The following is a 25,266-nucleotide window of genomic DNA, read 5'->3' on the forward strand; positions in this document are numbered from 1 at the left end:
CAGGATTGTCATTATAAAATCACCCACCTATGAAGACTACCTTGATTGCAATTGTTCCGGCCGCCGGTATTGGCTCGCGCGCCCTGGATTCTGCCACGAAGGCGCAAGGCTTGCCCAAGCAATACCGTTTGCTGGGTGGGCAGCCCATGTTGCGCCGCTCGGTACAGGCTTTGCTGGCTGATGAGCGCATCAGCCAGGTGCGGGTGGCCGTGGCCCCCGGTGATACCTGGGCCGCCTCCGCACTGGAAGGCTTGCCGCGCACGATTTGTCTGCCTTGTGGTGGGGAAACGCGGGCAGAAACAGTGCTCAATACCTTGCAGAGCCTGGATAGGGACGAACAAGCCTGGGTTCTGGTTCACGACGCTGCTCGTCCCGGTTTGCCCAGGAAGGCTTTGGCGCGGCTGATCGATGCCTGCTTGCAGGCGCAACGCGGTGGCTTGCTGGCTTTACCCGTGCCTGATACCGTCAAGCGCGCAACGCCCGCCGAGCCAGCCGCGGTGCAGGAAACAGTGGATAGAGATGGACTGTGGTTAGCGCAGACTCCCCAGCTGTTTCCTGCCCATACTTTGCGTGAGGCTCTGCTAGCGGCTAAAGAACAGGGTTTTGCGGTGACGGATGAGGCCAGCGCCATGGAGTTGGCGGGCAGCCAACCCTTATTGATATTGGGTTCGGCGCGGAATTTTAAAGTCACCTGGCCTGAAGATTTTGAATTGATGGAGAAATGGTTATGAGCATGCCGATTCGCGTAGGACAAGGTTTTGATGTGCATGTGCTGTGCGAAGGCCGACCTTTGATTTTGGGCGGCGTCACTATTCCGCATACGCATGGCCTGATGGGGCATTCGGATGCTGATGCCTTGCTGCATGCGATTACCGATGCGATTCTGGGGGCGGCGGGTCTGGGAGATATTGGTCGTCACTTTCCGGACACGGACCCAAAATACAAGGGGGCCGATAGTCGAGTGCTGCTGCGCCATGCCTATGAGCAGGTACGTGCGGCAGGCTGGTTGGTAGGCAATGTGGATGCCACGATTCATGCGCAAAAACCCAAGATTGCACCACATGCTCCGGCGATGGTGGCCAATATCGAGGCCGATCTGCAATTGGAACCCGGCAGTGTGAACATCAAGGGAAAAACAAACGAGGCGATCGGCTTTGTGGGACGCCAGGAAGGGATTGCGGTGACCTCAGTTGCCTTGTTGTACCGTGCTTGATCGACTGCGGGACTGAGTCCGGCCTTGGGCAAGGGCTGCCCCCTGCCCAAGGCTCATGGTACTCAGGAAGCTTTGGTGTCTTTATCGCCCTGGGTTCCAGGCGCATTACGACTGGCGCGGATGCGGGGCAATTGAATGCGGGCGGTCAAGCCCTCGGACGGAGCACTGACCAGCTCGAAGTGGCCGCCAACTTGTCCCAGCAAACGCTCCACAATAGCCAGTCCCAAGCCTGCGCCACTGACGCCTGTGCGTGCAGAGACGCCGCGCGAGAAGGGGCGCAGCAGGCGCTGGATATCGCCTTTTTCAATACCGGCTCCCTGATCCTTGACGGCAATCACCAGAATATTGCCATGCTGATGCGCCGACAGCTCAATGCGTGCCCGATCATCCTCAGGACTGCGTCCATAGCGACGGGCATTTTCGATCAGGTTGGATACGATGCGTTTCAAGTCGTGGGCGCTGATGCGGGCATACAGATTGGGTTCGACGGAGGCTGTCAAAATCCCACCCAGTGATTCGGTATGCGTGCGTTCGCGTTCGTAGACATCATTGAGCACGGCGGAAACATCAATGCCATGTTCAGGAACGGCAGCAGCGGGGCGGGCGTATTCCATCAGTTGACCAATACTGTGGTCAATCTGGGCCAGGTCCTCGTCAATGGCGGCGCGGGTTTCGTCCGATACCTGGCTTAATTCAATTTCCAGACGCATGCGCGCCAGCGGTGTGCGCAAGTCGTGCGAAATGCCGGCCAGCATGATTTCCCTGTCGGCCTCCGTCTGGCGAATGTCGCGCGCCATGCGGTTAAAGGCAATATTCATGTCGCGGATTTCAACCGGACCTTTTTCAGGCAGGGTACTGGGGGTTTCGCCACGGGCCAGTTGCTGAGCCACTTTGGCCAACTGAGCCAAAGGCCGGTTCACAAAACGCACACTGACAGCGGCACCGATCAAGGCCAGCAGCAAGGCGGTAGCGCCCCAGCCCAGCCATTCCACGCCGGCAGTCAGACTTAATTGTTCGCGATCAAAGACCAGCCAATACTGATCTTCATTGATATCAAAGGAAACCCAGATGCCGGGCACGCTGTTGACCGACCACATGATCAAGGTCTGGCTGCCCAGTGCGCCACGCACTTCGGTAGAGACGTGCTGCCAGTAGTTGGAGCGTGGCAAGGGTTCCAGTTCGTCCGTGTTCTCGCGTGGTTGCACGCGCAGACTTTCCTTGGTGGCCAGATCCAGCAACAGGGCAGGGCGTACCGCCGGGGGCGCGTACACCAGGGCCGAGCGGGTGATGCTGACAATGGACGCCACGCGCTGTGCCATTTGGGCTGCGCGTGGGCCTTCTTCCATACTGAAGAATACTTGCAGCCAGGCACCCAGGCTGACGAGCATCAACGCTGCGAGCAATAAAAAAGACCGGCTGAATAAACCCAGCCGGATACTTGAGTTTTTTGTTGCTCGGCGTTGGGCGGCCACGGCGGGCCGCCCTTCTTGCTGACCGGAAGACAAGGTCAGTTACCGCCGTCTGGAACAAAAACGTAGCCCAGACCCCAGACCGTTTGAATGAACACGGGCTTGGAGGCATTGGGTTCGATCAGCTTGCGCAGACGCGAAATCTGCACGTCCAGGCTGCGGTCAAAAGCTTCGTATTCGCGGCCACGCGCCAGTTCCATCAGTTTGTCGCGCGACAAGGGGATCTTGGGATGACGGGCAAACACCTTCAGCACGGAGAACTCGCCCGTTGTGATGGGGACGACTTCGTTGTTGCGTGTCAGTGTTCGTGTGGACAGGTTCAGCACATAGGGGCCGAACTCGATCGATTCATTTTCCTGACTAGGTGCGCCGGGGTGTTCCTCGGTACCACGGCGTCGCAAGATAGCGTTGACACGGGCTAGCAGTTCGCGGGGGTTGAAAGGTTTGATGAGGTAGTCATCGGCACCCATCTCCAGGCCCACGATACGGTCGATTTCTTCGGCCTTGGCAGTGAGCATGATGATGGGGGTGTTGTCGTGTCCGCCGCGCAGCCGACGACAGATGGACAGGCCATCCTCGCCTGGCAGCATCAGATCCAGTACCAGCAGATCGAAATGCTCGCGTTGCCAGAGTTTGGCCATTTCTTTACCGTCTTCGGCGACGAAAACGTTGAACCCTTGTTCAGACAAGTAGCGGCGCAATAAATCGCGCAGCCGGGGATCGTCGTCAACGACAAGGATTTTGCGGGTGAGGGGGGGGGTCGGCGTATTCATAGCGAAAATGTAACAGGCATCAGAAACCGCGTATAGGGGGGTGTAGAAAAATATTACACATTAAGCGTTTTGTACTATTTATGCGCCTTGCAGCGGATTTGGACTGGCTTCACAGAAGATTATATGGTGGCAAATAGTTTGACGGCCCGGCTTGAGTCAGGTCAAAAAAAGAGCGGCCAGAGGGCAAATACACCCGAAATTCCATGATGGACTGCTTTGTCCTTGTCCGATCCCAGGGAGCTGCCTATTTTGAGTCTGCTTAAACTAAAATAGCGCGATGGATGCACATATTCTTGCCCTGGAGACTTCCTCCAATCTCTGTGAACTGACCTTGTTGTCTCGCACCCAAGCGGGTATTTCGCTGGTGGAGCTGAGCCACGAGGGGACTGGCGATCATGCCGAACGCCTTTTGCCCATGGCTGAGCAACTGCTGGAGCAGGCCGGTCTGGATAGGCACGCCCTGACGGCGATTGCTTTCGGCCAAGGCCCTGGCGGTTTTACCGGCCTGCGCGTGGCCTGTGGTGTAGCTCAAGGTATGGCTTTTGCCTTGGACTTGCCGGTGCTGCCGGTCTCGTCCTTATTGGCGGCTGCTGCTTGCGGTACGCCTGTAGAGGGCACAGCCTATGTGGTGGCACAGGATGCGCGCATGCAAGAGGTCTACGCGGCTGTGTACTGCTGGACAGCTGAGAAGTCCTGGTCTGTGCTGCAAAGCCCGGTCTTGCTGGATGCCGCGCAGGTCACTACCTGGATCGCCCGTTTGCAGGCTGAGGGTTTGATCGCAGAGCAGCAGCCTATTCAAGTCGTCGGTGACGCATTGGAGCAGTTTCCTGATCTGGCCCCAGCTATCGTTGCGCAGGGCTGGGAAGTGGGCCAGACATGGCGTGCAACAGGTGCCAGCGTGGCGCATTTGGCTCTGCATGATCTGGATGAAGGACGGGGGATCTCCCCGGATCTGGCCATGCCGCTGTATGTGCGCGAGAAAGTCGCCTACACCATCCAGGAACGTGAGCAGGGCCTGGGCGGAAACCCTGCGGCTCTGGATCAACCTCTACAAATTGAAGCCATGCAGGCCGGGCATGTGTCCGCCGTGCTGGATATTGAACGTCGTGTGGAAAGCCATCCCTGGACGGCAGGCAACTTCACGGATGCCCTGGGCAATAGCGCGTACTGCTCCCGGATCATTCACAAGCAAGGCCAGGTGCAAGGCTATGCCGTTTGGCTGCAAGCTCCCGATATGATCGAACTCTTGCTGATTGGGGTGGCCCCTGAACAGCAGCGGCGCGGTCTGGCTCGACAATTGCTGGATGACGGCCTGCAGTGGGCTCGTCAGCATCAGCTGGAGCGCGTGGTTCTGGAAGTGCGGGCCTCGAATGCGCCAGCTATTGGTCTGTATCAGAAGTACGGTTTCAAGGCGGATGGTCTGCGTAAAAACTACTATCCGCTGGGCGATGGACAGCGTGAAGACGCGGTCTTGATGAGTCTGAGTCTGGCCAGCAAGGCAGGGGCATGATCGATTTTCAGCCTATCTCTCCTTTGCAGCGCACCTGGCTTTTGGAGTTGGGGCTGGAGCGTGCTTTTCTGGCGCGTCTGCCGCAGGCACAGCCTCTGGTTCAATCCGCCGCCATTACCGCAGCCCCTGCGCAAGAGGCCGCAGCGTCACCGCAGACGGCTCAGTTGGCAGGCCGAAATCTGGATGATGCAGGCAGCCCTGCGCCTGTTTCAGCTCCCGCAGCGGCTACTGATGCCATGTCGGCGCGTGATCAGGCGCTAGCAGTTTTGCGTAAATCCGGCGCTCGACCTGTTACAGCGGCTCCTGTGGAGGACGTGGTGCAGCGGCCTGCTGTACTGATTCAGCCCGAAAAAGCCCAGGATATGGCCAGCTTGCTGGAGCAGGTACAGGCTTGTCAGGAATGCGGTTTGCATACGGGCCGCGCTCAAGTGGTATTTGGTTCAGAACTCTTGTCTGAACCGGACTGGATGATTATTGGTGAAGCGCCGGGCACCAGTGATGATCGCAGCGCCCAGCCTTTTGACGGCAAAGCCGGGCTGCTTTTGCAAGCCATGCTCAATAGCGCGATTCCTGATGCTTCGGTCTATAAAACGCATCTGGTGAAATGCCGCCCCTTGGGCAACCGTCCACCTACCCAAGAGGAGCTGGCCGCGTGTCGGGCCTTTCTGGATGCGCAGATTCGCTTGGTACAGCCACGTCGCTTGCTGGCCGTTGGCCATTTGGCGGCGGTGGCATTAAGTGGTCGTGATGAAGATCTGGAGGCTTTGCGGGGCCAGGCCCTGACGTATACCGATGCCCAGGGTCGTAGCCTGCCTTTGGTGGTGACTTACCATCCTGCCTCGCTGTTGCTGCGCCCGCAGCACAAAGCCAATGCCTGGCGGGATTTGTCCTTGCTGCGCGAGTTGCAGGGCCAGTCCTGATCTCAGTTCTTGCAGGTGGCTTTTAGCGCTTAGTTGCCTCGTCAGACGTCATCATGGAAAAACACCCCAAAGATTGGATTCATGTCCAACTTTTGGGGTGTAGTGCCTTTTTGGGGCTGTCCCTTACTTAGCCGTCAAGGCCTGCCCATGACCTTCCTGGCCTATGCAGGCTTCCAGCTCGGGGTGCGCGCGCAGATTGGCGTTTTTCCAGATGATGAATACCGTCATCAAGGACGCTACCATCAGGCCAAAGAACACAATGATGTAGTTGATGGGCAAACGCAGCCACAGCAGCAGGCTGTACAGCGCCAGCATGAAAAGAATGTTCAACTGTTCATTGAAGTTCTGCACGGCAATGGAGTGACCGGCCGACAACATGACGTGCCCGCGATGTTGGAGCAGGGCATTCATGGGAACGACGAAAAAGCCGGACAAGCCGCCAATGCCCATCAGTAGGGTGTAGACCGCCCATTTCTCGTGCACCAAGGGCATGAGCAGAACCACAAAGCCCATTGCCACGCCCACTGGCAGAACGACCAGTGATTTCTTCAGGGGGACGCGGGCCGCAAAAACGGCGCCAAAGACCGTACCCAATGCGGCTACGCCCATCAGCACCGAGGCCTGGTCCAGACGGTAGCCCAGATGTTGAGCGCCCCATTCGATCACAATGAATTGCAGTGTGGCACCGGCCCCCCAGAATAAAGTGGTTACCGCCAGCGAGATCTGGCCCAGCTTGTCACGCCACAGAATATGTACGTAGGTACGGAATTCCTTGAGCAGCAGAATGGGGTTCTTTTGTTGGGGCGGGTAGTCGATATTGGTGCGGGGAATCAGCAGGTTGCACAGCGCTGCCGACAGGTAGATAAAGGAAATCAGCAAGATAGCGACTTCGGCACGCGTCTGGGCCAAAGGTGCAATCAGGGGGTGTTCGGCCAGCGAACTGGCGATCGACGGGTTGATCAGAATGCCGCCCAGCACGGTGCCGCCGATGATGGACAGAACGGTCAGCCCTTCAATCCAGCTATTGCCCTTGACCAACTGTTCGGGCTTGAGCATTTCGGTGACGATGCCGTATTTGGCGGGAGAGTAGGCGGCAGCACCGATACCTACCAGGGTGTAGGAGACAAAGACCAGAACCAGCTGCTGGGAGTCGTTCATGCCAAAGTACTGGTGGCAGAACATCAACATACAGCCTATCAGCTTGATGGCATTGGTGGCGAACATCACCCGGCCCTTGGGATACGAGTCGGCAAAGGCCCCTACAAAAGCGGCCAATAGCACGTAGGACAGCGCAAACCACCATTTCATCATGGGGACCATCCAGATAGGTCCGTGCAGGTCAGCGATCAGGGCGATGGCGGCAATCAGCAAGGCATTGTCGGCAACTGACGACAATGCCTGCGCGGCCATGACCAGATAAAATCCTTTATTCAAAATACATCCCGAATACGTGTGCCCACAGGTGCAGTCTCGGGACTGCAGAGCACGAATCAAAGCCAGGTGTCAGGCCTGGGGAGCTTTTTCAAGGCGGCTCCTCATGGTTTTTCTGACCAAGCCTGAGCCGGTGTGAAATTTACGAAGAGAGATGGGGAGCAAGAATAACAGGGACTGCGGGGGCAGTGGTATCAGAAATTCATTGCGGCTATCTGTCTGCGCGGATTTTCTGGCCGGGCGGGCGCTGGCAAAGCGCTATTGTAAATGCCCTGTCTGACACTCTTGTCCTGCTTGCCAAGCAGGGTAAACAGGACTTGACGGCAAGGGGGAGTTTACTGCCTTATCATCCCAGCAGCCGTGCCGTGGTTTTCATTTGTTTTTTGGCGTGTTTTGCTGTGGGTGGCAGGTGCTGCGGTATCATACGACTCGCGGTGCCGGGCAGATCAAGATGCGCCTGTGCGCCTGTTCAAATTGGTCTTTTCTGAGCTGACTTCTACCCTGTGCGTCTAACCCAGATCAAACTAGCTGGTTTCAAATCCTTTGTGGACCCGACCTCCATCCCAACTCCCAGTCAGTTGGTTGGCGTTGTCGGGCCCAACGGCTGTGGAAAATCCAACATCATCGATGCGGTGCGCTGGGTGCTGGGCGAGAGCAAAGCCTCCGAGCTGCGTGGCGAGTCCATGCAGGACGTGATTTTCAATGGCTCCTCGCAACGCAAACCGGCGGGCCGCGCATCGGTTGAGCTGGTTTTCGATAATTCTGAAGGGCGGGCCTCGGGTCAGTGGAGCACCTATGCCGAGATCTCGGTACGGCGTGTCCTGAGCCGGGACGGGACCAGCAGCTACTTTCTGAACAATCAGGCTGTTCGCCGGCGTGATATTCACGACATCTTCCTGGGTACGGGCTTGGGGGCGCGGGGTTACGCCATCATCGGGCAGGGCATGATCAACCGCCTGATTGAAGCCAAGCCGGAAGAACTGCGTGTGTTTCTGGAAGAAGCCGCAGGCGTGTCGCGCTACAAGGAGCGTCGTCGCGAAACAGAAAGCCGCTTGCGCGATACCCGTGAAAACCTGCTGCGAGTGGAAGACATTCAAAGAGAACTGGATGCGCAGTTGGAGAAATTGCAGGCGCAGGCCGAAGTGGCACGCCAGTATCGTGACTTGCAGCAAGACGGTGAGCTCAAGCAAAACCTGCTGTGGCTGCTGAAAGAGTCCAATGCACAGAGCGATCAAAAAGCCCGTTTCCTGGCGATTGAACAGGCTCAGACCAAGCTGGAAGAATCCATTGCCGGTTTGCGGCATGCCGAATCCACGTTGGAGTCGCAGCGACAAGCTCATTTACAGGCTGGCGATGCTTTGCATCTGGCGCAAAGCCAGTTGTATGAGGCGGGCTCTCAAGTGTCCAGCCTGGAAGCAGAAATTCGCCACGTGCTGGATTCGCGCAGCCGCATGGCGCAGCGCCGTGAGCAACTGGAACAACAGCAGCATGACTGGATTGAACAACAAGAACATTGCCAGCAAGAACTGGAAAACAGTGAGCAGCAGCGCGAAGAAGCCGCGGTAAAGCTGGAAGAATTACAGATTTTGCTGGAAGAGGCTCAAGGAGCCTTGCCCGATCTGGAGCTGCGTGTACGCGAACAGGCTCAGCGTCGGGACGAAATGCGCATGGCTTTGGCGCGTCTGGAACAGAATTTGGCCCTGGCTGCGCAATCGCAGCGTGATGCCGACCGTCAGATCCAAGGTGTGGAGCAGCGTCAGGAGCGCTTGAAGCAGGAATTGCGCGAACTCAATGCCCCGGACCCGGACAATCTGGAGCGCCTGCAAGGCGATCTGAACATGCTGCAAAACCAGTTGCAGCAAGCTCAGGAGCATATGCAGCAACTGGAAGCCCAACTTCCTCGACTGGAAGAGGAGCGCAAGAAGGCGCAGGAGCAAGCCTTGCAAGGCGGGCAGGATATGGCCCGTCTGGAAGCACGTCATCTGGCCTTGAGTCGTTTGCAGGAGGATGTGGCGCGCAAGGGAACTCTGGAACCCTGGCTGGCCAAGCATGGACTGGAGAGCATGAAGCGTCTATGGCAAAGCCTGGACGTGGAAAAAGGCTGGGAAACTGCGCTGGAGGCTGTGCTGCGCGAGCGCATGACGGCCTTGGAGCTGCGCCGCCTGGATATGGCCGCAGCTTTCGCCAGTGATGCACCACCGGCCCGTTTAAGTTTTTATCAGTTGCCCGAGGCGGGAGCGCCGGCCAAGCCTGCCCTGGATTTACCCTTGTTGACTTCGGTGTTGCGACAGCAAGAGGGTGGCTTGCGCAGCTTGCTGGATAATTGGTTGCACCAGGTTTATGTCTGTCAGGACTTGAAGCAGGCCCTGAGCTTGCGCGATCAACTGACAGATCAAATGGCAATCGTGGTGCGTGACGGCCATTTGGTGGATAAGCACAGCATTCGCTTTTATGCACCCGACTCCGAACAAGCCGGGATGCTGGCACGTCAGCAGGAAATTGCTCATCTGGAGCGCGAGCTGCGCGGCGCTCAACTGATTGTCGATGAACTGGGCCATACCAGCACCCAGGCCGAAATGGCCTTGCAGCAAGTGCGTAACGGCCTGGTTCCGGCCCGGGCCCGCGTGGGCGAGCTGACAGCTCGGATGCACGATGTGCAGCTGGAGCACTCCAAGTTGGCCCAACAGGCGCAGCAGTCGCAAGAGCGTGGTAGTCGCATCAACGAAGAGCTGGAAGAACTGGCAGTACAGCGCGAAGAGCTGCAGGCGAACCGCGAGGAGTTCGAGGCCCGCTTTGAAACGCTGGATGAAGAGCTGGCCGAACATCAGGGCGTGTTTGCCGAAGCGCAGATGGAAGGCGAGAAGGGCGCCGAACAGGCAGAACAGGCCCGCCGTACCGTACACGAGCGTGAGCGCGCCGTGCATGATGCCCAATTTGCCGAGCGTGCTTTGGTGCAGCGCATGGCCGAACTGCAGCGCAATCTGGCCCTGGCGCAGGAGCAGGCACAACGCACGGCCGGTCAGCTGGAGGGTTTGCAAGGCGAACTGCTGGATCTGGATGCTTCCGCTGCACAAGCCGGTTTACAAGATGCCCTGGAGTTGCGTGCCGAACGTGAAGAAGCCGTTCGTCTGGCAAAAATTCAACTCGATACGCTGGCTGCCCAATTGCGTGAGCATGAACAGGCCCGTGCCGAGAACGAAAAGAATCTGGCCCCCTTGCGCGAGCAAGTCACTGAATTGCAGTTGCAGGAACAAGCGTCGCGTCTGGCGGTCGAACAGTTTGCTGAACAGCTGGACAGCAGAAAGGTAAACCGTTCCGAACTGTGGAGCTTGTTACAGGAAAAGACACCGGAATGGCAGCGTGTGGGCTGGTTGCAGTCTGAAGTGCAGCGCATCTCGCGCCAGATTGAAGGCCTGGGTCCGGTGAACCTGGCGGCCCTTGAGGAGCTGACTACGGCCCAGGAACGCAAGACCTATCTGGATGCTCAGCATAAAGATTTGAGTGATGCCATCGAGACTCTGGAAGATGCGATTCGCAAGATTGACCGCGAGACGCGCCAGTTGCTCATGGAAACATTCAACATCGTTAATCAGCACTTTGGCGAGCTTTTCCCAAGGCTATTTGGTGGTGGAGAGGCTAAACTGACGATGGTGGGCGATGAAGTGCTGGAAGCTGGGGTGCAGGTCATGGCTCAGCCACCAGGCAAGCGCAATAGCACGATTCATTTGCTCTCTGGTGGTGAAAAGGCATTGACAGCGACAGCGCTGGTTTTTGCCTTCTTCAAGCTCAATCCCGCACCCTTTTGTTTGCTGGACGAGGTGGATGCGCCACTGGATGATGCGAATACCGAACGCTATGCCAATCTGGTGGCCAGCATGAGTGACCAAACCCAGTTTTTATTTATTTCTCACAATAAAATTGCCATGCAGATGGCCAAACAACTGATCGGGGTCACCATGCAAGAGCAAGGTGTATCCCGAATTGTGGCAGTGGACGTAGACGCTGCCATGCAAATGAGCAGTGTGTAAGCCTGTTTTTTTTAATCCGCTAGTGTTGATTCGACGGAACTGACAATGAGTGATTTGCAAATCGCACTGATTTTATTGGGCATTTTGCTCATCTTGCTCGTGGTGGTCTTTAACTGGTGGCAAGACCGCCGAGTGCGCCAGCAGATGCAAAGCCAATTCCCGGATGGGGATACCGATCCCTTGATGAGCCAGCTCACCGAGCTGGAACGCCGCGAGCCCAGCATGACGCGTGGCGGTGATTCTGCGTCTGCTGACGGTGAGCACGATGCGGCCGAGGCCGACTGCACGACCGAGGCCGTTATCGATATCAGTTTCAGCCAGCCCGTGGATGCTCAGGATCTGGCTCAGGCCTTGCAATCGGTATCGCGTACCGGTGCCAAGTCTGTGCGTTATTTCGCGGAATGCGAAGGGGGCGGTCATCGTGCTCGCCTGCGTTCGGGCGAGTCCTACGCCAGCATGCAGATTGCCGTTTTGCTGGCCAACCGTAGTGGCCCCTTGTCGGCGATCGAGTGGTCGCAGGTCTGGATGGCTGCGCAAGCGCTGGCACAGCAGTTTGATGGTTCGGTAGAAGGTCCGGAACAGGATGATGTGCTGCGTCGTGCGGCTGCCCTGGATAATACCTGCGCTGATCTGGATGCCCTGGTGGGCGTGTCGGTGCGCTTGCCTGGCCCCATGCCTGCCTCGTCCGTGATTCAAATGGTCAAGGATGCCGGCTTTCTGCCCTTTGGCCAGCAACTGGCCTGGTTGGCAGATTCGGGACAGCCCCGTTTCACCGCCATGTTCGATGGTGCCCAGCCCAAAGATATTCAGTCGGCCAGCATTGAGCGTATCGACTTGCTGCTGGATTTGCCCAACAGCCCGGCGGACGATCATGCCTTCAGCCGCATGGCAACGGTGGCCCGTGATCTGGCCAGCCGTCTGGACGGCGTGGTGCTGGATGATCAAGGTCGCCCCTTGCCCGAGAGCACCGACCAAAACATTGATGAACAACTAAGTAATCTGTACGAACGCCTGGAGCAGGCTGGCTTTACAGCAGGCCAGGAACGTACAGGCAGGATTTTTTCGTGAGCTTGAAGCGAGTACAGCAGTTACATGAAGAACTGGCCCAGCATAACTGGGCCTATTACGTTCAGGATGCGCCCAGCATTTCGGACGCGCAATACGACGCATTGATGAACGAGCTGCTGGCGCTGGAAGCCGAGCACCCGGAATGGATTACTCCGGACTCGCCCACACAGCGTGTGGGTGCAGCGCCTCTGGACGGTTTTGATACGGTTCAGCACGCTGTCCCCATGCTGTCCTTGGGTAATGCCTTTGATGCTGAAGAAGTTCAGGCCTTTGACAAGCGTGTCGCCGATACCCTGGTCGAGGCAGGTGTGGTGGGACTGGACCGTCGGGTAGATTATCTGGCCGAATACAAGTTTGACGGCTTGGCGATCAGCTTGCGCTATGAGCAAGGCCTGTTGGTACAGGCATCGACTCGCGGTGATGGCACCACGGGCGAGGACGTCACCAGCAATATTCGCACCATCAAGTCCATTCCTCTGCGCTTGCGTGGCGAGGCGGCACAATTGCCCGCCGTGCTGGAGGTGCGAGGCGAGGTTCTGATGAACCGGGCGGACTTTGAGCGCCTGAACGAGAACCAGACCAAGCGTGGCGAGAAAGTATTTGTGAATCCGCGTAATGCGGCTGCAGGCAGCTTGCGTCAGCTGGACCCGAAAATAACTGCCAAACGGCCTTTGCGCTTTTTTGCCTATGGTTGGGGTGAGGTCAGCCCCATGCCTGCCGCGAATCAGCCGCAAAGTGCCTTGTTTGCGGAACCCGCTGGCGAGGCACTACCTCGTGATACCCAATCGGGCATGATGGACTGGCTGGAAAGCCTGGGTATGCCGTTGAGCCGCGACCGTAAAGTTGTGAAGGGCGTGCAGGGCTTGCTGGATTTCTATGGTGAAACCCAGCAACGTCGTCCCGGTTTGCCCTTTGAAATTGACGGTGTGGTCTACAAGGTCAACTCTTTGGCTGCACAGCGTGTCCTGGGCTATGTGGCCCGTGCGCCGCGCTTTGCTGTTGCTCACAAATTCCCCGCACAAGAAGAAATGACGCGTGTGGAGAGTATCGAGTTTCAAGTAGGCCGTACTGGGGTTGTCACGCCCGTCGCGCGCTTGAAGCCGGTCTTTGTGGGCGGTGTCACAGTCACTAATGCCACGCTGCATAACGAAGACGAGGTGCGTCGCAAAGATGTGCGAGCCGGCGATACCGTCGTGGTGCGTCGTGCCGGTGATGTGATCCCTGAAGTGGTTGCTGTGGTGTTGGAGCAGCGCCCCGAAAGTAGTGTGCCTTTCGAGATGGTCAAGGAGTGCCCCGCTTGTCAGTCGGCGCTGGAGCGTCTGGAAGGAGAGTCCGCCTGGCGTTGTACTGGCGGCCTGATTTGTCCCGCCCAGCGCAAGCAAACCCTGATTCACGCGGCCAGCCGTAAAGCGCTGGATATTGAAGGTTTGGGTGAAAAGCTGGTGGATCAGTTGGTGGAAACAGGTCTGGTCCATACCTTGGCTGATATTTTCAAGCTGAAAGTCGAAAAGCTGGTGCTGCTGGAGCGTATGGGACGCAAGTCGGCCGAGAACCTGATCGAGGCGATTGATAAGGTGCGCGAGCCGGCTTTAAATCGCTTGATTTACGCCTTGGGCATTCGCCATGTGGGTGAGACCACGGCGCGCGATCTGGCACAGCATTTTGGCTCCTTGCAGGCATTGGAGCAGGCTGATGAAGAAGCGCTGCTGCAAGTCAATGAGGTGGGCCCGGTTGTAGCAGCTTCCGTACGGCACTTTTTCCAGGAGCCGCATAATCGTGAGGCCCTGGATGCGCTGCTGGCGGCTGGGGTGACTCCTCAACAGGCGCAAGCCCGCGCCAATAGCGCTAATCTGCCGCTGGCGGGCAAAACGGTGGTCATTACAGGTACGCTACCCAGCATGAGCCGCGACGAAGCTACACGCCGTGTATTGGAAGCAGGGGGCAAGGCCAGTGGCTCGGTCTCCAAAAAGACGGCCTATGTGCTGGCAGGCGCAGAGGCGGGTTCCAAGCTGACCAAGGCGCAGGAGTTGGGCGTGACTATTCTGGACGAAGCCCAGTTCCTGGCTTTACTGGAGGGTGAATAGCACGGGGTGAGCCGTGAAGTTCTGGTGGCTTGAATCGTCCCGGTAGTGATTCAGTAGTGATCTGGGCTGGCCGTCACCTCATGAGCGACCTCCAGTGAAGGAGATCTTCACTACAAACAAATATGGCGCCCTTGAGGCGCCATATTTGTTTTTCCTGCCAGCTGCTTTATCGGGAAAACAAAGCGGCTGTCAAAGCCATTACTTGATGTTGGCTTCTTTCAGGATTTTCTGCTGGTACTCAGCCAGCTTGCGCTGACGCATCATTTCTTCCAGCTGAGGCTTCACTTCGGCCATGGCGGGGAAGGTCACAGGGCGAGCATCGTCCACCTGGATGATGTGCCAGCCAAACTGCGACTGCACAGGTGCAGCGCTCAGCTCGCCTTTTTTCATCTTCTCTACAGCCTGAGCGAACTCGGGTACGTAGGTGGAGCTAGGAGCCCAGCCCAGATCGCCGCCTTGCTGGCCGCTGCCGGTGTCGATGGAGTCTTTCTTGGCGGCATCAGCAAAGCTGATTTTTTTGGACTTGATCTTGGCCAGCAAATCTTTGGCGGCAGCTTCGTCCTTGACCAGAATGTGGCGCACCTTGTATTCCTGCTGACCTTCTTCCATCGCCTTGATGGTGTTGTATTCCTTGGTCAGGTCGGCGTCGGTGACAGGGTTCTTTTTCAGGTAGTCAGCCATCAGGGCACGGACCAGAATGCTCTGGCGGGCCAGTTCCAGCTCTTGCTGAACCTGGTTGGTCTTGTCGATACCGGCTTTTTCAGCGGCTTGCACCACAGCCAGACGGTTGACCATTTCCTGTTTGACTTGCTCACGCAGCTCGGGCGAGTCCTTGGCGCCTTGCTCGACCAGAACGGCGACGAACTGATCCAGGTCTTTTTGCGTGAGGTTTTTGCCGTTTACGGTGGCAATCGTCTGTGCATAGACGGGAGCAGCCATAGCGCAGGTCAGGGCAAATGCGGCAATACGTTTCATGAGCATCCTTAAGCGGTGGTTTTGGCTTGAATAGCCAATGCGTGAATCGGGAAAGGCATTAGATCGTGGACGCGATCATACACAAGTCTGTGTCGTGCCAGTGTTGAAATTCCATCAAATTGTTTCGAGGCGATGATCACCCGAAAGTGGCTTGCACCACCTTGTGCACCGGCGTGGCCAGCGTGCAGATGGGACTCATTGATGATGTCCAGCTCCGACGGTTCCAGTGCCTGGAGCCGTTCGTGAATCAGGGAAGCAAGAGCGTCTGTCATGGTGAAATCAGGATTTTGGGGGAGTGGAGTTGTCGGAAGAGTCTTGCAGGTAGCGGCCTAGCCACAAGGATTGGGCAACGACAAACACCAGCATCAAACCCAGCAGGCCGAAGGCCTTGAAGTTGACCCATTGGGATTCGGTAAAGTGGCCCGAGAAGGCAACGTACAGATTGACCAGGCCCATGGCGACAAAAAAGCTCGCCCAGACCAGGTTTAATTTGTCCCAGACATGGCCGGGCAAGACCAGATGGGTGCCCATGAATTTTTGCATCAGATTGCGATGCATCAGGTAACGTCCGCCCAGCAGCACCAGAGCAAAGATCCAGTACAGCACCGTGGGTTTCCAGCGGATGAAGACATCATTGTGGAAAAACAGGGTGGCACCGCCAAAGACCACAATGACGGCCAGATTGATCCAGTGCGAGGTCTCGATCGCCTTGCTGGTGAGCTTCAGCCACAGTATCTGCAGGACCGAGGCGGCCATGGCCACGCCGGTGGCGACATAAATGTCGGAGAAGCGAAACGCCAGAAAGAACAGTACGAGCGGGAATAGATCAAATAAGAGCTTCTTCATGCTTCGGGTTCAAAAGTCATGGATAGAGAGTTAATGCAATATCGTAGCCCAGTGGGTGGGGGACCGTCTTCAAAGACGTGCCCCAAATGAGCATCGCAGACATTGCAAAGCACTTCGGTACGGCGCATGCCGTGACTGGTATCCAGCTCCTCGCGCACATTGTCCGGGTTCAGGGGCGTGAAGTAGCTGGGCCAGCCGCAACCGGCATCAAACTTCGTGTCCGAGGCAAACAGGGGCGTGCCGCAACCGACGCAGCGGTAGATGCCGGGCGTGGTGGTGTCCCAGTAGCGGCCGGTAAAGGGGCGCTCCGTCCCTTTCTGACGGGTGACATAGAATTCTTCGGGGCTGAGCTGGGCGCGCCACTCAGCGTCTGTTTTACGTACTTTTTCCACGTGTGCTGCCTTATGAAAAACAGTTCAATGCCTACAGGAGGTGCAGTCCTACATAGTAATCGACAATTAGAGTGCGTTTGGAACAGAGGGTTCCAAAGTGCAGATCTTCCTGACCTCCAGTGGGCTCTCCAGTGAAGAAAATCGCGGCACAGGGCACTTAATTAGTGAGCTATCACTTTAGTTAGTGCACTATTTAAACTTTTAATATTTAAGGTAAACACCAATATCTGAAATTCTCGTGACTTGATACGTTTCTGGTATGTGCTGGTGATTATCTGTATTACGATTTTTTGACCGTTAAATCGGTCCACAACAATGAACAAAATTTGGGAGAAAAGGATGAACTGCATTACTACTGGTCGCCTGACGACATTGGCTGCAGCCCTGGCCTTGAGCCTGCCCGTGGCCGTGTCCGCGCAGATCAAGGTGGGTGTGACGGTGGCAGCGACAGGACCGGCGGCCTCGCTGGGCATTCCTGAGCGCAATACAGTCAGCCTGCTGCCTACTGAAGTGGCCGGCCAGAAAATCGAGTACATCGTTCTGGACGATGCAACCGATACCACCGTAGCCGTACGCAATATGCGCAAGCTGATCACCGATGACAAAGTGGACGTGGTGATCGGTACTTCCGTGACCCCCGGTTCCCTGGCCATGGTGGACGTTGCCGGTGAAACCAAGACTCCCATGATCAGTGTGGCCGCCAACGCCAAGATTGTTGATCCTGTGGAAGGCGCCCGTACCTGGGTGTTCAAGACCCCTCAGAATGACCAGTTGATGGCCGGTGCCCTGGCCGATGCCATGGTCAAGCAGAACGTCAAAACCCTGGGCTTTATCGGCTACAACGACGCCTACGGTGACGGCTGGCTGAACGTGATTACCGAAGCCGCTCAAGCCAAAGGCATCAAAGTGCTGGGCGCCGAGCGCTATGGCCGTAACGACACCAGCGTGACCGGTCAGGTTCTGAAGCTGCTGGGCACCAAGCCTGATGCCGTTCTGATCGCCGGTTCCGGCACCCCTGTTGCCTTGCCCCAGCGCGAACTGAAAGGTCGCGGCTACGCTGGCATCATTTACCAGACACACGGTGCCGCCAACAGCGACGTGCTGCGTGTGTGTGGCAAAGACTGTAACGACATGATCTTGCCAGCCGGTCCATTGCTGGTTGCCGAACAACTGCCTGACAGCAGCTCGGTGAAAAAGACCGCCATGGACTACAAGGAAAAATACGAAGCCAAATACGGCGCTGGCTCCATCAATACCTTTGGTGGTCACATGTGGGATGCCGGTCTGCTCGTGACCGAAGCCATTCCGGAAGCCCTGAAGTCCGGCGCCAAGCCAGGTACCCCCGAGTTCCGCGCAGCCCTGCGTGATGCTCTGGAGCAAACCAAGGAACTGGCTGCTTCCCAAGGTGTGTTCAATATGTCTGCAACGGACCACGCCGGTCTGGACAAGCGTGCCCACGTGATTGTGAAAGTGGTCGACGGTAAATGGACGTATCAGCCTGATCTGTAATATCTGACAGGCAAAAACCGGCTCAAGAGCCGGTTTTTTCCAAGGCGGGTGCTGGCTGATCCTGGCACCCGTTCCCGCTACAGGCCTGCGTTTGCCGTAAGCCCTTTGCCCTTTTTGTTGTACAGGATGTTGTCCGACATGGATACCACCATCGCTTTAATTTTGTTGCAGGATGGCATATTGAATGGCGCCATCTATGCCTTGCTCGGGCTCGCCCTGGTTCTGGTTTTCCTGGTTACCCGCGTTATCTTTATCCCGCAAGGTGAGTTCGTCACCTTTGGCGCCTTGACCCTGGCCTTTGTGGTCAATGGCCGCATGCCGGGAACCGTTATTTTGCTATTGATCGCTGGTGCGCTGGTGTTCTTGCTGGAGTTGCTCTCTGCCTTGCGCAGCCGCAGCCTGGCCGGCATGCCCCGCAAGTTTCTGGTCAATATCGTGATCCCCGTCGCGGTTTACTTTGCCGCTCCCGCCATTGTCAGCTCGGAGCTGCCATTGTGGGTGGCCGTGCTGTTCTCGCTGGCGGTAGTGATTCCTCTGGGCCCTATGGTCTACCGCCTGGTATACCAGCCTATCGCCGAAGCCAGTGTGCTGGTGCTGCTGATTACCTCGGTGGCCGTGCACTTCGCGCTGACGGGTCTGGGCCTGGTGTTCTTCGGTCCGGAAGGCTGGCGCACGCCTCCCTTCATGGAAGGTGAAGTGTCCCTGGGTGCAGTGAGCTGGTCCGCTCAAACCTTCTTTGTGATGGGCGCCTGCGTGGTCCTGATTCTGGCCTTGTGGGGCTTTTTTGGTAAGACTCTTTACGGTCGCGCCCTGCGTGCCACGGCGGTGAACCGTCGTGGTGCCCGTCTGGTGGGTATCAGTACCAATATGTCCGGCTCCCTGACCTTCACTCTGGCTGCGGCCATCGGTGCCTTGTCAGGCATGCTGATTGCGCCTGTAACGACCATCTACTACGACACGGGCTTTTTGATTGGTCTTAAAGGCTTTGTGGCTGCAATCTTTGGCGGCCTGATCAGCTACCCCGTCACCCTCTTGGGTGCCTTGTTCCTGGGGGTTCTGGAAGCGTTTTCCTCTTTCTGGGCCAGTGCCTACAAAGAAGTTATTGTATTTACCATGGTGATACCGGTGTTGTTGTGGCGCTCCTTCGGTAGCAAGCACGTGGATGATGAGGAGTAAATCACATGAGACACTGGCTGACGCTACTATTTATTGCGGTTCTATTGGTTTTGCCGCAGCTGGGCGCAACGCCCGAATTCTGGATTACCCAGCTTAACTATATTGGTTTGACCAGCTTGGTCGTGCTGGGTCTGGTGTTGTTGACTGGCGTGGGTGGTCTGACTTCTTTTGGTCAGGCTGCATTTGTGGGCCTGGGTGCATACACTACGGCGTACCTGACGGCTCGCCTGGGCTGGTCGCCCTGGTTCAATCTGCTGATTGGCATGGCCATTACCATGATGGTGGCCTACATTCTGGGCGCGATCACACTGCGCTTGTCCGGTCACTTCCTGCCCCTGTGTACCTTGGCCTGGGGCCTGGCCTTGTACTACCTGTTCGGTAACCTGGAGTTCCTGGGGCAGTACGATGGTATTTCCGGTATTGCTCCTTTGGAGTTCTTCGGTATTTCCCTGTCCTCCGGTCGGGATATTTACTACCTGATCTGGGCCTTTGCCTTGCTGGCCATGTGGGGTACGCGTAACTTGCTGAACTCCCGTCCCGGACGTGCTATTCGCGCTCTGAAGCACGGCAGCGGCATGGCCGAGTCCTTTGGTGTGAACATGGCCAATTACAAGGTCATCGTGTTCGTTTACGCCGCTTTGCTGGCTTGTGTGTCCGGTTGGCTCTACGCGCACTACCAGCGCGCCGTCTCGCCCAGCCCCTTCGGTTTGAACTACGGTATTGAATACCTGTTCATGGCCGTGTTGGGCGGAGCAGGCAGTGTCTGGGGTGCCATTCTGGGTTCGGCCCTGGTGCTGAGCCTGAAAGACCAGTTGCAGAACTGGTTGCCCAAGCTGCTCAATACCGACATCAACTTCGAACTGATTGTTTTCGGCATCTTGATGGTTCTGATTTTGCAGTACGCGCGCGACGGTTTGTGGCCCATTCTGCACAAGGCCTGGGAACAGGTTTTCGGTGCACAGAAGCGTAATCAGGCTGCTCCCCCACAAGCCGAGGCTTTGCCTCAACGTGAGCGTCCGCAGGCCGGTTCGCTGGTTCTGGAAGTGAACAAGATTCGCAAGGAGTTCGGTGGTCTGGTGGCTGTGAATGACATCAGCTTCACCTTGAATGCAGGTCAGATCATGGGCCTGATCGGTCCTAACGGTGCGGGCAAGAGCACGACCTTTAACCTGATTACCGGCGTGCTGTCGGCCACCAGTGGTCAGGTCAGCTTTCTGGGGCAGCGGATTGATGGCAAACCTGCACGCGAGATTTCTCGTCTGGGCGTGGGCCGTACGTTCCAGCACGTGCAGTTGCTGCCAACTATGACTGTGTTGGAGAACGTGGCACTGGGCGCTCACTTGCGTCGGAATGTCGGTGTAGTGTCCGCTGTCCTGCATACCGAGCGTCGCAGCGAAGCCGAGCTGTTGCACGAAGCGGCTGTTCAGTTGCAGCGTGTGGGTCTGGGTGACTACCTGTACGAAGAGGCGGGCAATCTGGCCCTGGGCCAACAGCGTATTCTGGAAATTGCCCGTGCTCTGGCTTCTGATCCGCTGCTTTTGCTGCTGGACGAACCGGCTGCCGGCTTGCGCTACAAGGAAAAGCAGGAACTGGCCAAAGTGCTGGATCAGCTGCGTAGCGAAGGCATGAGCATTCTGCTGGTGGAGCATGACATGGACTTTGTCATGAATTTGACGGACAAGCTGGTTGTCATGGACTTTGGCACCAAGCTGGCCGAAGGTTTGCCCAAGGAAATTCAGGAAAATCCAGCCGTGCTGGAAGCCTACCTGGGTGGTATTGATGACGACCTGGATCTGGATCAGGTCAATGAGCCCGCCTCGGCAGGAGCAGCGCTATGAGTTCGGCACAATCGAAAGACATTATTTTGAAGGTAGACAATCTGGCGGCTCAGTACGGCAAAGTCAGTGCCGTGATGGGTGCCAGCCTGGACGTGCGTGCCGGCAGCATTGTGACCGTGATTGGTGCCAACGGCGCCGGTAAGTCCACTTTGCTCAATTCCATGATGGGCTCCTTGCCTAGCGTGGGCCGCAGCACAGGCTCGGTGCAGTACGAAGGGCAGGAGATCAGCCATTGGGAAGTGGAGCGTCGCGTTGCGGCCGGTATTTCCCTGGTGCCAGAGCGCCGCGAGCTGTTTGGCAGCATGACGGTAGAAGACAATCTGCTGCTGGGCGGTTTTCGCCTGTATCGTGCCCGCCATCCCGGTTGGCGCGACACCATGGACAAGGTCTACACCTTGTTTCCCCGCTTGAAAGAGCGTCGTACACAGCTGGCAGGGACTTTGTCAGGCGGGGAGCGACAGATGCTGGCCGTAGGCCGTGCCTTGATGGCGCAACCCAAAGTGCTGATGCTGGATGAACCCAGTCTGGGCCTGGCGCCGCGTGTGGTGCGGGAGATCTTCATGATCATTGCCCGACTGCGCAGTACCGGCGTGGCCATCTTGCTGGTCGAGCAAAACGCTCGTGCCGCTTTGCAAGTGGCTGACTACGGTTATGTTCTGGAGACGGGCGATGTGGTGCTGCAAGGGCCCGCGTCTGACCTGGCTCATAATCCCCGAGTGATAGAAAGCTATCTGGGCTTGGGGCAGGGCAAACGCGAGCAGGAAGAGGCGACAGCTTAGAAGCGGTAGCCGACCCCGATGGTGGCAACCACGGGGTCCAGCTTGGCTTTGCCAATGGACTGGCCGTTCAGCTTCACGTCTGGGCGGATGCTGATGTAACGCACGTCAGCATTCAGGAACCAGTTCTTGTCCAGCTTGTAATCCACACCGACCTGAGCTGCAAAACCCCAGCTGTTTTTCAGTTTCAGGTCGGAGCCCGCCAGAGCACCGCGCGATTCGGTATCAAAGAACATGGTGTAGTTCACGCCCACGCCGACATAGGGCTGGAAGTCGCTGTCAGGCAGGAAGTGGTATTGCAGGCTCAGGGTTGGGGGCAAGTGCTTGGTCTTGCCGATACGGCCCAGATTGCTGTCGATATTGTGCTGGAACGGGAAAGCGCCCAGCAGCTCAATACCAATATTGCGGGTGGCCATGTAGGTCAGCGAGAAGCTGGGGCGAGCATTATTGCCTACGTCCAGATCCACGGTGCCATCGGCAACCGAGCCGTTATTGGATTTTGGGGATACCCAGGTCACGCCACCTTTGAGCAAGAAATCACCCGCTTCGTGTGTTTGGCCTTGAGGCGCGTACAAAACAGCGGCCAGTCCAACAGCAAGCAAGGACAGGTGCAGACCTGGAATCAAGTGGCGGGATTTCATAGGAGCTCCGTAGGTGTGTGTAAAGCCTACAGAGTGCATGAGGGCTGGGCCTGCGGATTTGATCCAAAGCAAGCTTCAGAGGTAGTTGGCCGCCTGACCTTGTTGTAGATCAAGTAAGCAGAATTCATGCGGGGCCAATTTGGCCGCTATGTCTGTTTTTAGCATCACCTGGTAACAGCCCGGAAATGGAAAGCCTTGGAACCTGTCCGGTTATTTCTGGGCGTTTTTCCACTTTTCGGGATACCTGTTTATTGGGATCCTGGGATCCTGTACCTGCCTTCCAGGCAAGGACAAGCAGGGGGAAGACGCAGGTTTGGAGCTTGGCGAATCAAGTGCTCATACATTCAGGAGTGCGTGCAGGGCTTCGTATTTATGGCTTAATTCGTTGCGGCTGAATCGCTCGACAATTTGCCCTTGTTCCAGCACATGAAACTGATCGCTGAACTCTGCCGAGAACTGCGGGCATTGTTCGGCCAGCACAATGGTGTAGCCCTCATTGCGCAGCGTGCAGATCAACTTGCTCAGTGTCTGGGCCTGCACCGGGGCCAAGCCCTCGGATACCTTGTCCAGAAGCAGCAGATTCACACCCGTGCGCAGCAAGCGCGCAATCGCCAGTATCTTTTGTTCCCCAGTAGACAGGTGGGTAGCCATATGGTGGCGTCGCTGCTCCAGACTGGGCAATAGTTCATAGATTTGTACCAGCGACATTCCACCACCCAGGGCTGTGCCTATGGCAGGTGGCAGCAGGAGATTTTCCTCGCAGCTCAAGCCGGTAAAAATACTTTGTTCGTAGGGGCTGTAGCCCACGCCCAGATCTGCCAGCTGATGCTGGTTCAGGTGAATGGCTTCGGTGCCTTGGATACGGATGGAGCCGCGGCGGCTATCCGTTAAACCCACGATGGCGCGTAGCATGGCGCTGCGGCCGGCCCGGTTGCGGCTCAAGACAGTGCAGATTTCGCCGGAAGCGACCTGCAAATTCAAACCGCGCAAGAGCGGGAACTCTCGGTGCCAGGCGTACAGATTCTCAATATCCAGGGCAGCCCGTGTCATGAGAACGCTCCTTGTCGTGAGTCGTCAATATGGGCCTGTACGTTGGCTGGTCGGCGCAGGAACCCGTTACGCGTCCTTTGCCTCTTACCGCGGTGATTCCATCGCCAGCAAACTATAGGCAGAGTCCTTCATGCGTTTCAGTATGGAAGCGCCGACGAAGCAAAACTATGCGGGTTTGTCATAGGATGGTCCGGTTTAATGCACTGTTTGGTAAACAAATGTTGTTAAACCGGGTATGTGTTACTTAAGTGTTAACGGTTTTCGGTTTGAAGTCGCATAAATCCGAGATGCCGCACTGGGGGCACTTGGGCTTGCGGGCTACACAAATGTAGCGGCCATGCAAAATCAGCCAGTGGTGGGCGTCCAGCAAAAAAGGCTTGGGTATGACTTTCTCCAGCTTCTTTTCCACTTCGACCACGTTCTTGCCGGGCGCAATGCCGGTGCGGTTCGCTACACGGAAAATATGTGTGTCTACCGCAATGGTGGGCAGGCCAAACGCGGTGTTCAAGACCACGTTGGCGGTTTTGCGACCTACACCGGGAAGCGCTTCCAGAGCGGCGCGATCACAGGGAACCTTGCCTTGATGCAAGTCCAGCAGCATCTGACAGGTCTTGATGACATTGGCGGCCTTGGTCTTGTACAGACCGATGGTCTTGATGGCCTCGCGCAAGCCTTCTTCACCCATGGCCAGAATTCCTTCGGGCGTGCCATGCTCGGGAAAGAATCGGGCTGTGGCCAGGTTCACGGAGCGATCAGTGGCCTGGGCCGACAAAATCACGGCAATCAGCAGCTGAAAGGTGTCAGCGTATTCCAGTTCGGTGGTGGGTTTGGGGTTGGCAGCCTGAAAACGACTGAAAATCTCGTAGCGCTTGGCAGCGTTCATGGTGTGGTTCCGCTTGCAGTCTTGCTGGCACGGCGGGCACGGGCGCGAGCCAGGGCAGAGGCGATGGATGCCTCGCGTTTATCAGCCTGATCGGCATCATTGGCCAGAACGGGTTTATTGGCCAGGGTACGGGCCGCCAGGTCCGAGCTTTCCTTGTGGCGATTCAGCAGGCGCTCCCGGCGCTGTTCGGTATCCAGGCGTGCTTGAGCGGCCTGTTCAGCGCTCCAGTCGTCGGTGGGCACCATGCTGATGCAGTCCACCGGACAGGGTGGTACACAGAGCTCACAGCCCGTGCAGCGATCGGCCAGCACGGTATGCATCAGCTTGTTGGCGCCAATAATGGCGTCCACCGGACAGGCCTGGATGCACAAGGTGCAACCAATACAGTGTTCTTCGATAATCACCGCCCGACTGGGGCCGGTGAATTCGCCACAGGACGGATCCAGGGGCAGGGCCTCACGACCCAGCAGCTCGGCCAGGGCTTGTACGCCTTCCTGCCCGCCTGGCGGGCAGCGGTTGATGGCCTCGCCCTCAAGCGCGATGGCTTGGGCATAGGGCAGACAGGCGTCGTAACCACAGCGGGTGCACTGGGTTTGAGGGAGCAGGGCGTCAATGCGCCGTATTAAGGTGTCGGACATGAATGCAAAAACGGGGCCAACTGGCCCCGTCAGAAACGGCCTGAGC

The 25,266-nt window shown here is 57.1% G+C and carries 22 protein-coding genes; 11 read left to right on the top strand and 11 right to left on the bottom strand.

The features are described from left to right. Window positions 1-29: 29 nt before the first annotated feature. Together ispD and ispF are read left to right on the top strand one after the other, a co-directional pair. Window positions 30-731 carry a 2-C-methyl-D-erythritol 4-phosphate cytidylyltransferase gene (gene ispD, locus KOE80_RS11840; protein ID WP_226349203.1) on the top strand — a complete coding sequence of 234 codons (702 nt, stop codon included), beginning with the start codon at window positions 30-32 and terminating at the stop codon, window positions 729-731. Further along, the gene (gene ispF, locus KOE80_RS11845; RefSeq protein ID WP_021446886.1) at window positions 728-1,213 is read left to right on the top strand and encodes a 2-C-methyl-D-erythritol 2,4-cyclodiphosphate synthase; all 486 of its coding nucleotides are present in this window, start codon (window positions 728-730) and stop codon (window positions 1,211-1,213) included. Before ispD ends, ispF begins: the two co-directional genes overlap by 4 nt. Window positions 1,214-1,275: 62 nt before the next feature. Here the strand turns inward: ispF and KOE80_RS11850 are convergent, their stop codons facing one another. Together KOE80_RS11850 and ompR are read right to left on the bottom strand one after the other, a co-directional pair. Continuing rightward, window positions 1,276-2,685, bottom strand: a complete 1,410-nt coding sequence (locus tag KOE80_RS11850) for an ATP-binding protein (RefSeq protein ID WP_162473399.1) — start codon at window positions 2,683-2,685, stop codon at window positions 1,276-1,278. Between the two features lie 35 nt (window positions 2,686-2,720). After that, window positions 2,721-3,455, bottom strand: coding sequence for a two-component system response regulator OmpR (ompR, locus tag KOE80_RS11855; RefSeq protein ID WP_003801024.1), 735 nt, complete (start codon window positions 3,453-3,455; stop codon window positions 2,721-2,723). A 277-nt stretch (window positions 3,456-3,732) separates the two neighbouring features. On the opposite strand from ompR, the gene tsaB reads away from it, so the two are divergent. Both tsaB and KOE80_RS11865 read left to right on the top strand, forming a co-directional pair. Beyond that, entirely contained in the window at window positions 3,733-4,965 is a 1,233-nt protein-coding gene (gene tsaB, locus KOE80_RS11860) for a tRNA (adenosine(37)-N6)-threonylcarbamoyltransferase complex dimerization subunit type 1 TsaB (RefSeq protein WP_226349204.1), read from the top strand. Then, window positions 4,962-5,885: a uracil-DNA glycosylase gene (locus KOE80_RS11865; protein WP_226349205.1), complete on the top strand. Its 924-nt coding sequence runs from the start codon at window positions 4,962-4,964 to the stop codon at window positions 5,883-5,885. Before tsaB ends, KOE80_RS11865 begins: the two co-directional genes overlap by 4 nt. Window positions 5,886-6,008: 123 nt before the next feature. On the opposite strand, the gene lplT is transcribed toward KOE80_RS11865, so the two are convergent. Next, complete coding sequence (gene lplT, locus KOE80_RS11870; protein WP_203145610.1) at window positions 6,009-7,319, bottom strand: lysophospholipid transporter LplT; 1,311 nt, start codon at window positions 7,317-7,319, stop codon at window positions 6,009-6,011. Between the two features lie 500 nt (window positions 7,320-7,819). Here lplT and smc point away from each other — a divergent pair, with 500 nt between their 5' ends. From smc to ligA, 3 genes are read left to right on the top strand one after another with little or no spacing between them, the layout of a single operon-like run. Then, window positions 7,820-11,344: a chromosome segregation protein SMC gene (gene smc, locus KOE80_RS11875; RefSeq protein WP_226349206.1), complete on the top strand. Its 3,525-nt coding sequence runs from the start codon at window positions 7,820-7,822 to the stop codon at window positions 11,342-11,344. A gap of 45 nt (window positions 11,345-11,389) precedes the next feature. Next, window positions 11,390-12,412: a cell division protein ZipA C-terminal FtsZ-binding domain-containing protein gene (locus tag KOE80_RS11880; RefSeq protein WP_226349207.1), complete on the top strand. Its 1,023-nt coding sequence runs from the start codon at window positions 11,390-11,392 to the stop codon at window positions 12,410-12,412. Then, the gene (gene ligA, locus KOE80_RS11885; protein WP_226349208.1) at window positions 12,409-14,496 is read left to right on the top strand and encodes an NAD-dependent DNA ligase LigA; all 2,088 of its coding nucleotides are present in this window, start codon (window positions 12,409-12,411) and stop codon (window positions 14,494-14,496) included. Before KOE80_RS11880 ends, ligA begins: the two co-directional genes overlap by 4 nt. Before the next feature lie 198 nt (window positions 14,497-14,694). Here ligA and KOE80_RS11890 read toward each other — a convergent pair whose 3' ends face one another. Genes KOE80_RS11890 through msrB form a run of 4 tightly spaced genes read right to left on the bottom strand, consistent with a single transcriptional unit; the run spans window position 14,695 to window position 16,709 of the window. After that, window positions 14,695-15,471, bottom strand: coding sequence for a peptidylprolyl isomerase (locus tag KOE80_RS11890; protein WP_026483124.1), 777 nt, complete (start codon window positions 15,469-15,471; stop codon window positions 14,695-14,697). Window positions 15,472-15,479: 8 nt separating this feature from the next. Further along, window positions 15,480-15,743 (bottom strand): BolA family protein, encoded by a 264-nt coding sequence (locus KOE80_RS11895; protein WP_009456641.1) that lies wholly within the window; start codon window positions 15,741-15,743, stop codon window positions 15,480-15,482. 7 nt (window positions 15,744-15,750) lie between these two features. After that, window positions 15,751-16,317 (bottom strand): septation protein A, encoded by a 567-nt coding sequence (locus KOE80_RS11900; RefSeq protein ID WP_009456639.1) that lies wholly within the window; start codon window positions 16,315-16,317, stop codon window positions 15,751-15,753. After that, the gene (gene msrB, locus KOE80_RS11905; protein WP_009456637.1) at window positions 16,314-16,709 is read right to left on the bottom strand and encodes a peptide-methionine (R)-S-oxide reductase MsrB; all 396 of its coding nucleotides are present in this window, start codon (window positions 16,707-16,709) and stop codon (window positions 16,314-16,316) included. The genes KOE80_RS11900 and msrB overlap by 4 nt, the downstream gene beginning before the upstream one ends. A 339-nt stretch (window positions 16,710-17,048) precedes the next feature. On the opposite strand from msrB, the gene KOE80_RS11910 reads away from it, so the two are divergent. The 4 genes from KOE80_RS11910 to KOE80_RS11925 all read left to right on the top strand — a co-directional run bounded on the left by KOE80_RS11910 (window position 17,049) and on the right by KOE80_RS11925 (window position 22,011). After that, entirely contained in the window at window positions 17,049-18,218 is a 1,170-nt protein-coding gene (locus KOE80_RS11910) for an ABC transporter substrate-binding protein (RefSeq protein ID WP_009456635.1), read from the top strand. 138 nt (window positions 18,219-18,356) lie between these two features. Next, complete coding sequence (locus KOE80_RS11915; protein WP_035272757.1) at window positions 18,357-19,394, top strand: branched-chain amino acid ABC transporter permease; 1,038 nt, start codon at window positions 18,357-18,359, stop codon at window positions 19,392-19,394. Window positions 19,395-19,399: 5 nt separating this feature from the next. After that, window positions 19,400-21,232 carry an ABC transporter permease subunit gene (locus tag KOE80_RS11920; RefSeq protein WP_226349209.1) on the top strand — a complete coding sequence of 611 codons (1,833 nt, stop codon included), beginning with the start codon at window positions 19,400-19,402 and terminating at the stop codon, window positions 21,230-21,232. After that, window positions 21,229-22,011, top strand: a complete 783-nt coding sequence (locus tag KOE80_RS11925) for an ABC transporter ATP-binding protein (protein WP_026483121.1) — start codon at window positions 21,229-21,231, stop codon at window positions 22,009-22,011. The genes KOE80_RS11920 and KOE80_RS11925 overlap by 4 nt, the downstream gene beginning before the upstream one ends. Here KOE80_RS11925 and KOE80_RS11930 read toward each other — a convergent pair. From KOE80_RS11930 to KOE80_RS11945, 4 genes are all read right to left on the bottom strand, one after another. After that, on the bottom strand, window positions 22,008-22,649 hold the full coding sequence (locus KOE80_RS11930) for an OmpW/AlkL family protein (RefSeq protein ID WP_035274508.1): 642 nt from the start codon (window positions 22,647-22,649) through the stop codon (window positions 22,008-22,010). The two genes, KOE80_RS11925 and KOE80_RS11930, sit on opposite strands and share 4 nt — an antisense overlap. A gap of 336 nt (window positions 22,650-22,985) precedes the next feature. Beyond that, complete coding sequence (locus KOE80_RS11935; protein WP_226349210.1) at window positions 22,986-23,699, bottom strand: ATP-binding cassette domain-containing protein; 714 nt, start codon at window positions 23,697-23,699, stop codon at window positions 22,986-22,988. Between the two features lie 244 nt (window positions 23,700-23,943). Next, window positions 23,944-24,582, bottom strand: coding sequence for an endonuclease III (gene nth, locus KOE80_RS11940; protein WP_026483118.1), 639 nt, complete (start codon window positions 24,580-24,582; stop codon window positions 23,944-23,946). Beyond that, a complete protein-coding gene (locus tag KOE80_RS11945) occupies window positions 24,579-25,220 on the bottom strand; it encodes an RnfABCDGE type electron transport complex subunit B (RefSeq protein ID WP_009456623.1) in 642 nt (213 codons plus the stop codon). The genes nth and KOE80_RS11945 overlap by 4 nt, the downstream gene beginning before the upstream one ends. Window positions 25,221-25,266 lie beyond the last annotated feature (46 nt).

The sequence above is a fragment of the Alcaligenes sp. 13f genome (assembly GCF_020496585.1).
In the GTDB taxonomy this organism is placed as follows: Bacteria; Pseudomonadota; Gammaproteobacteria; order Burkholderiales; family Burkholderiaceae_B; genus Alcaligenes; species Alcaligenes phenolicus.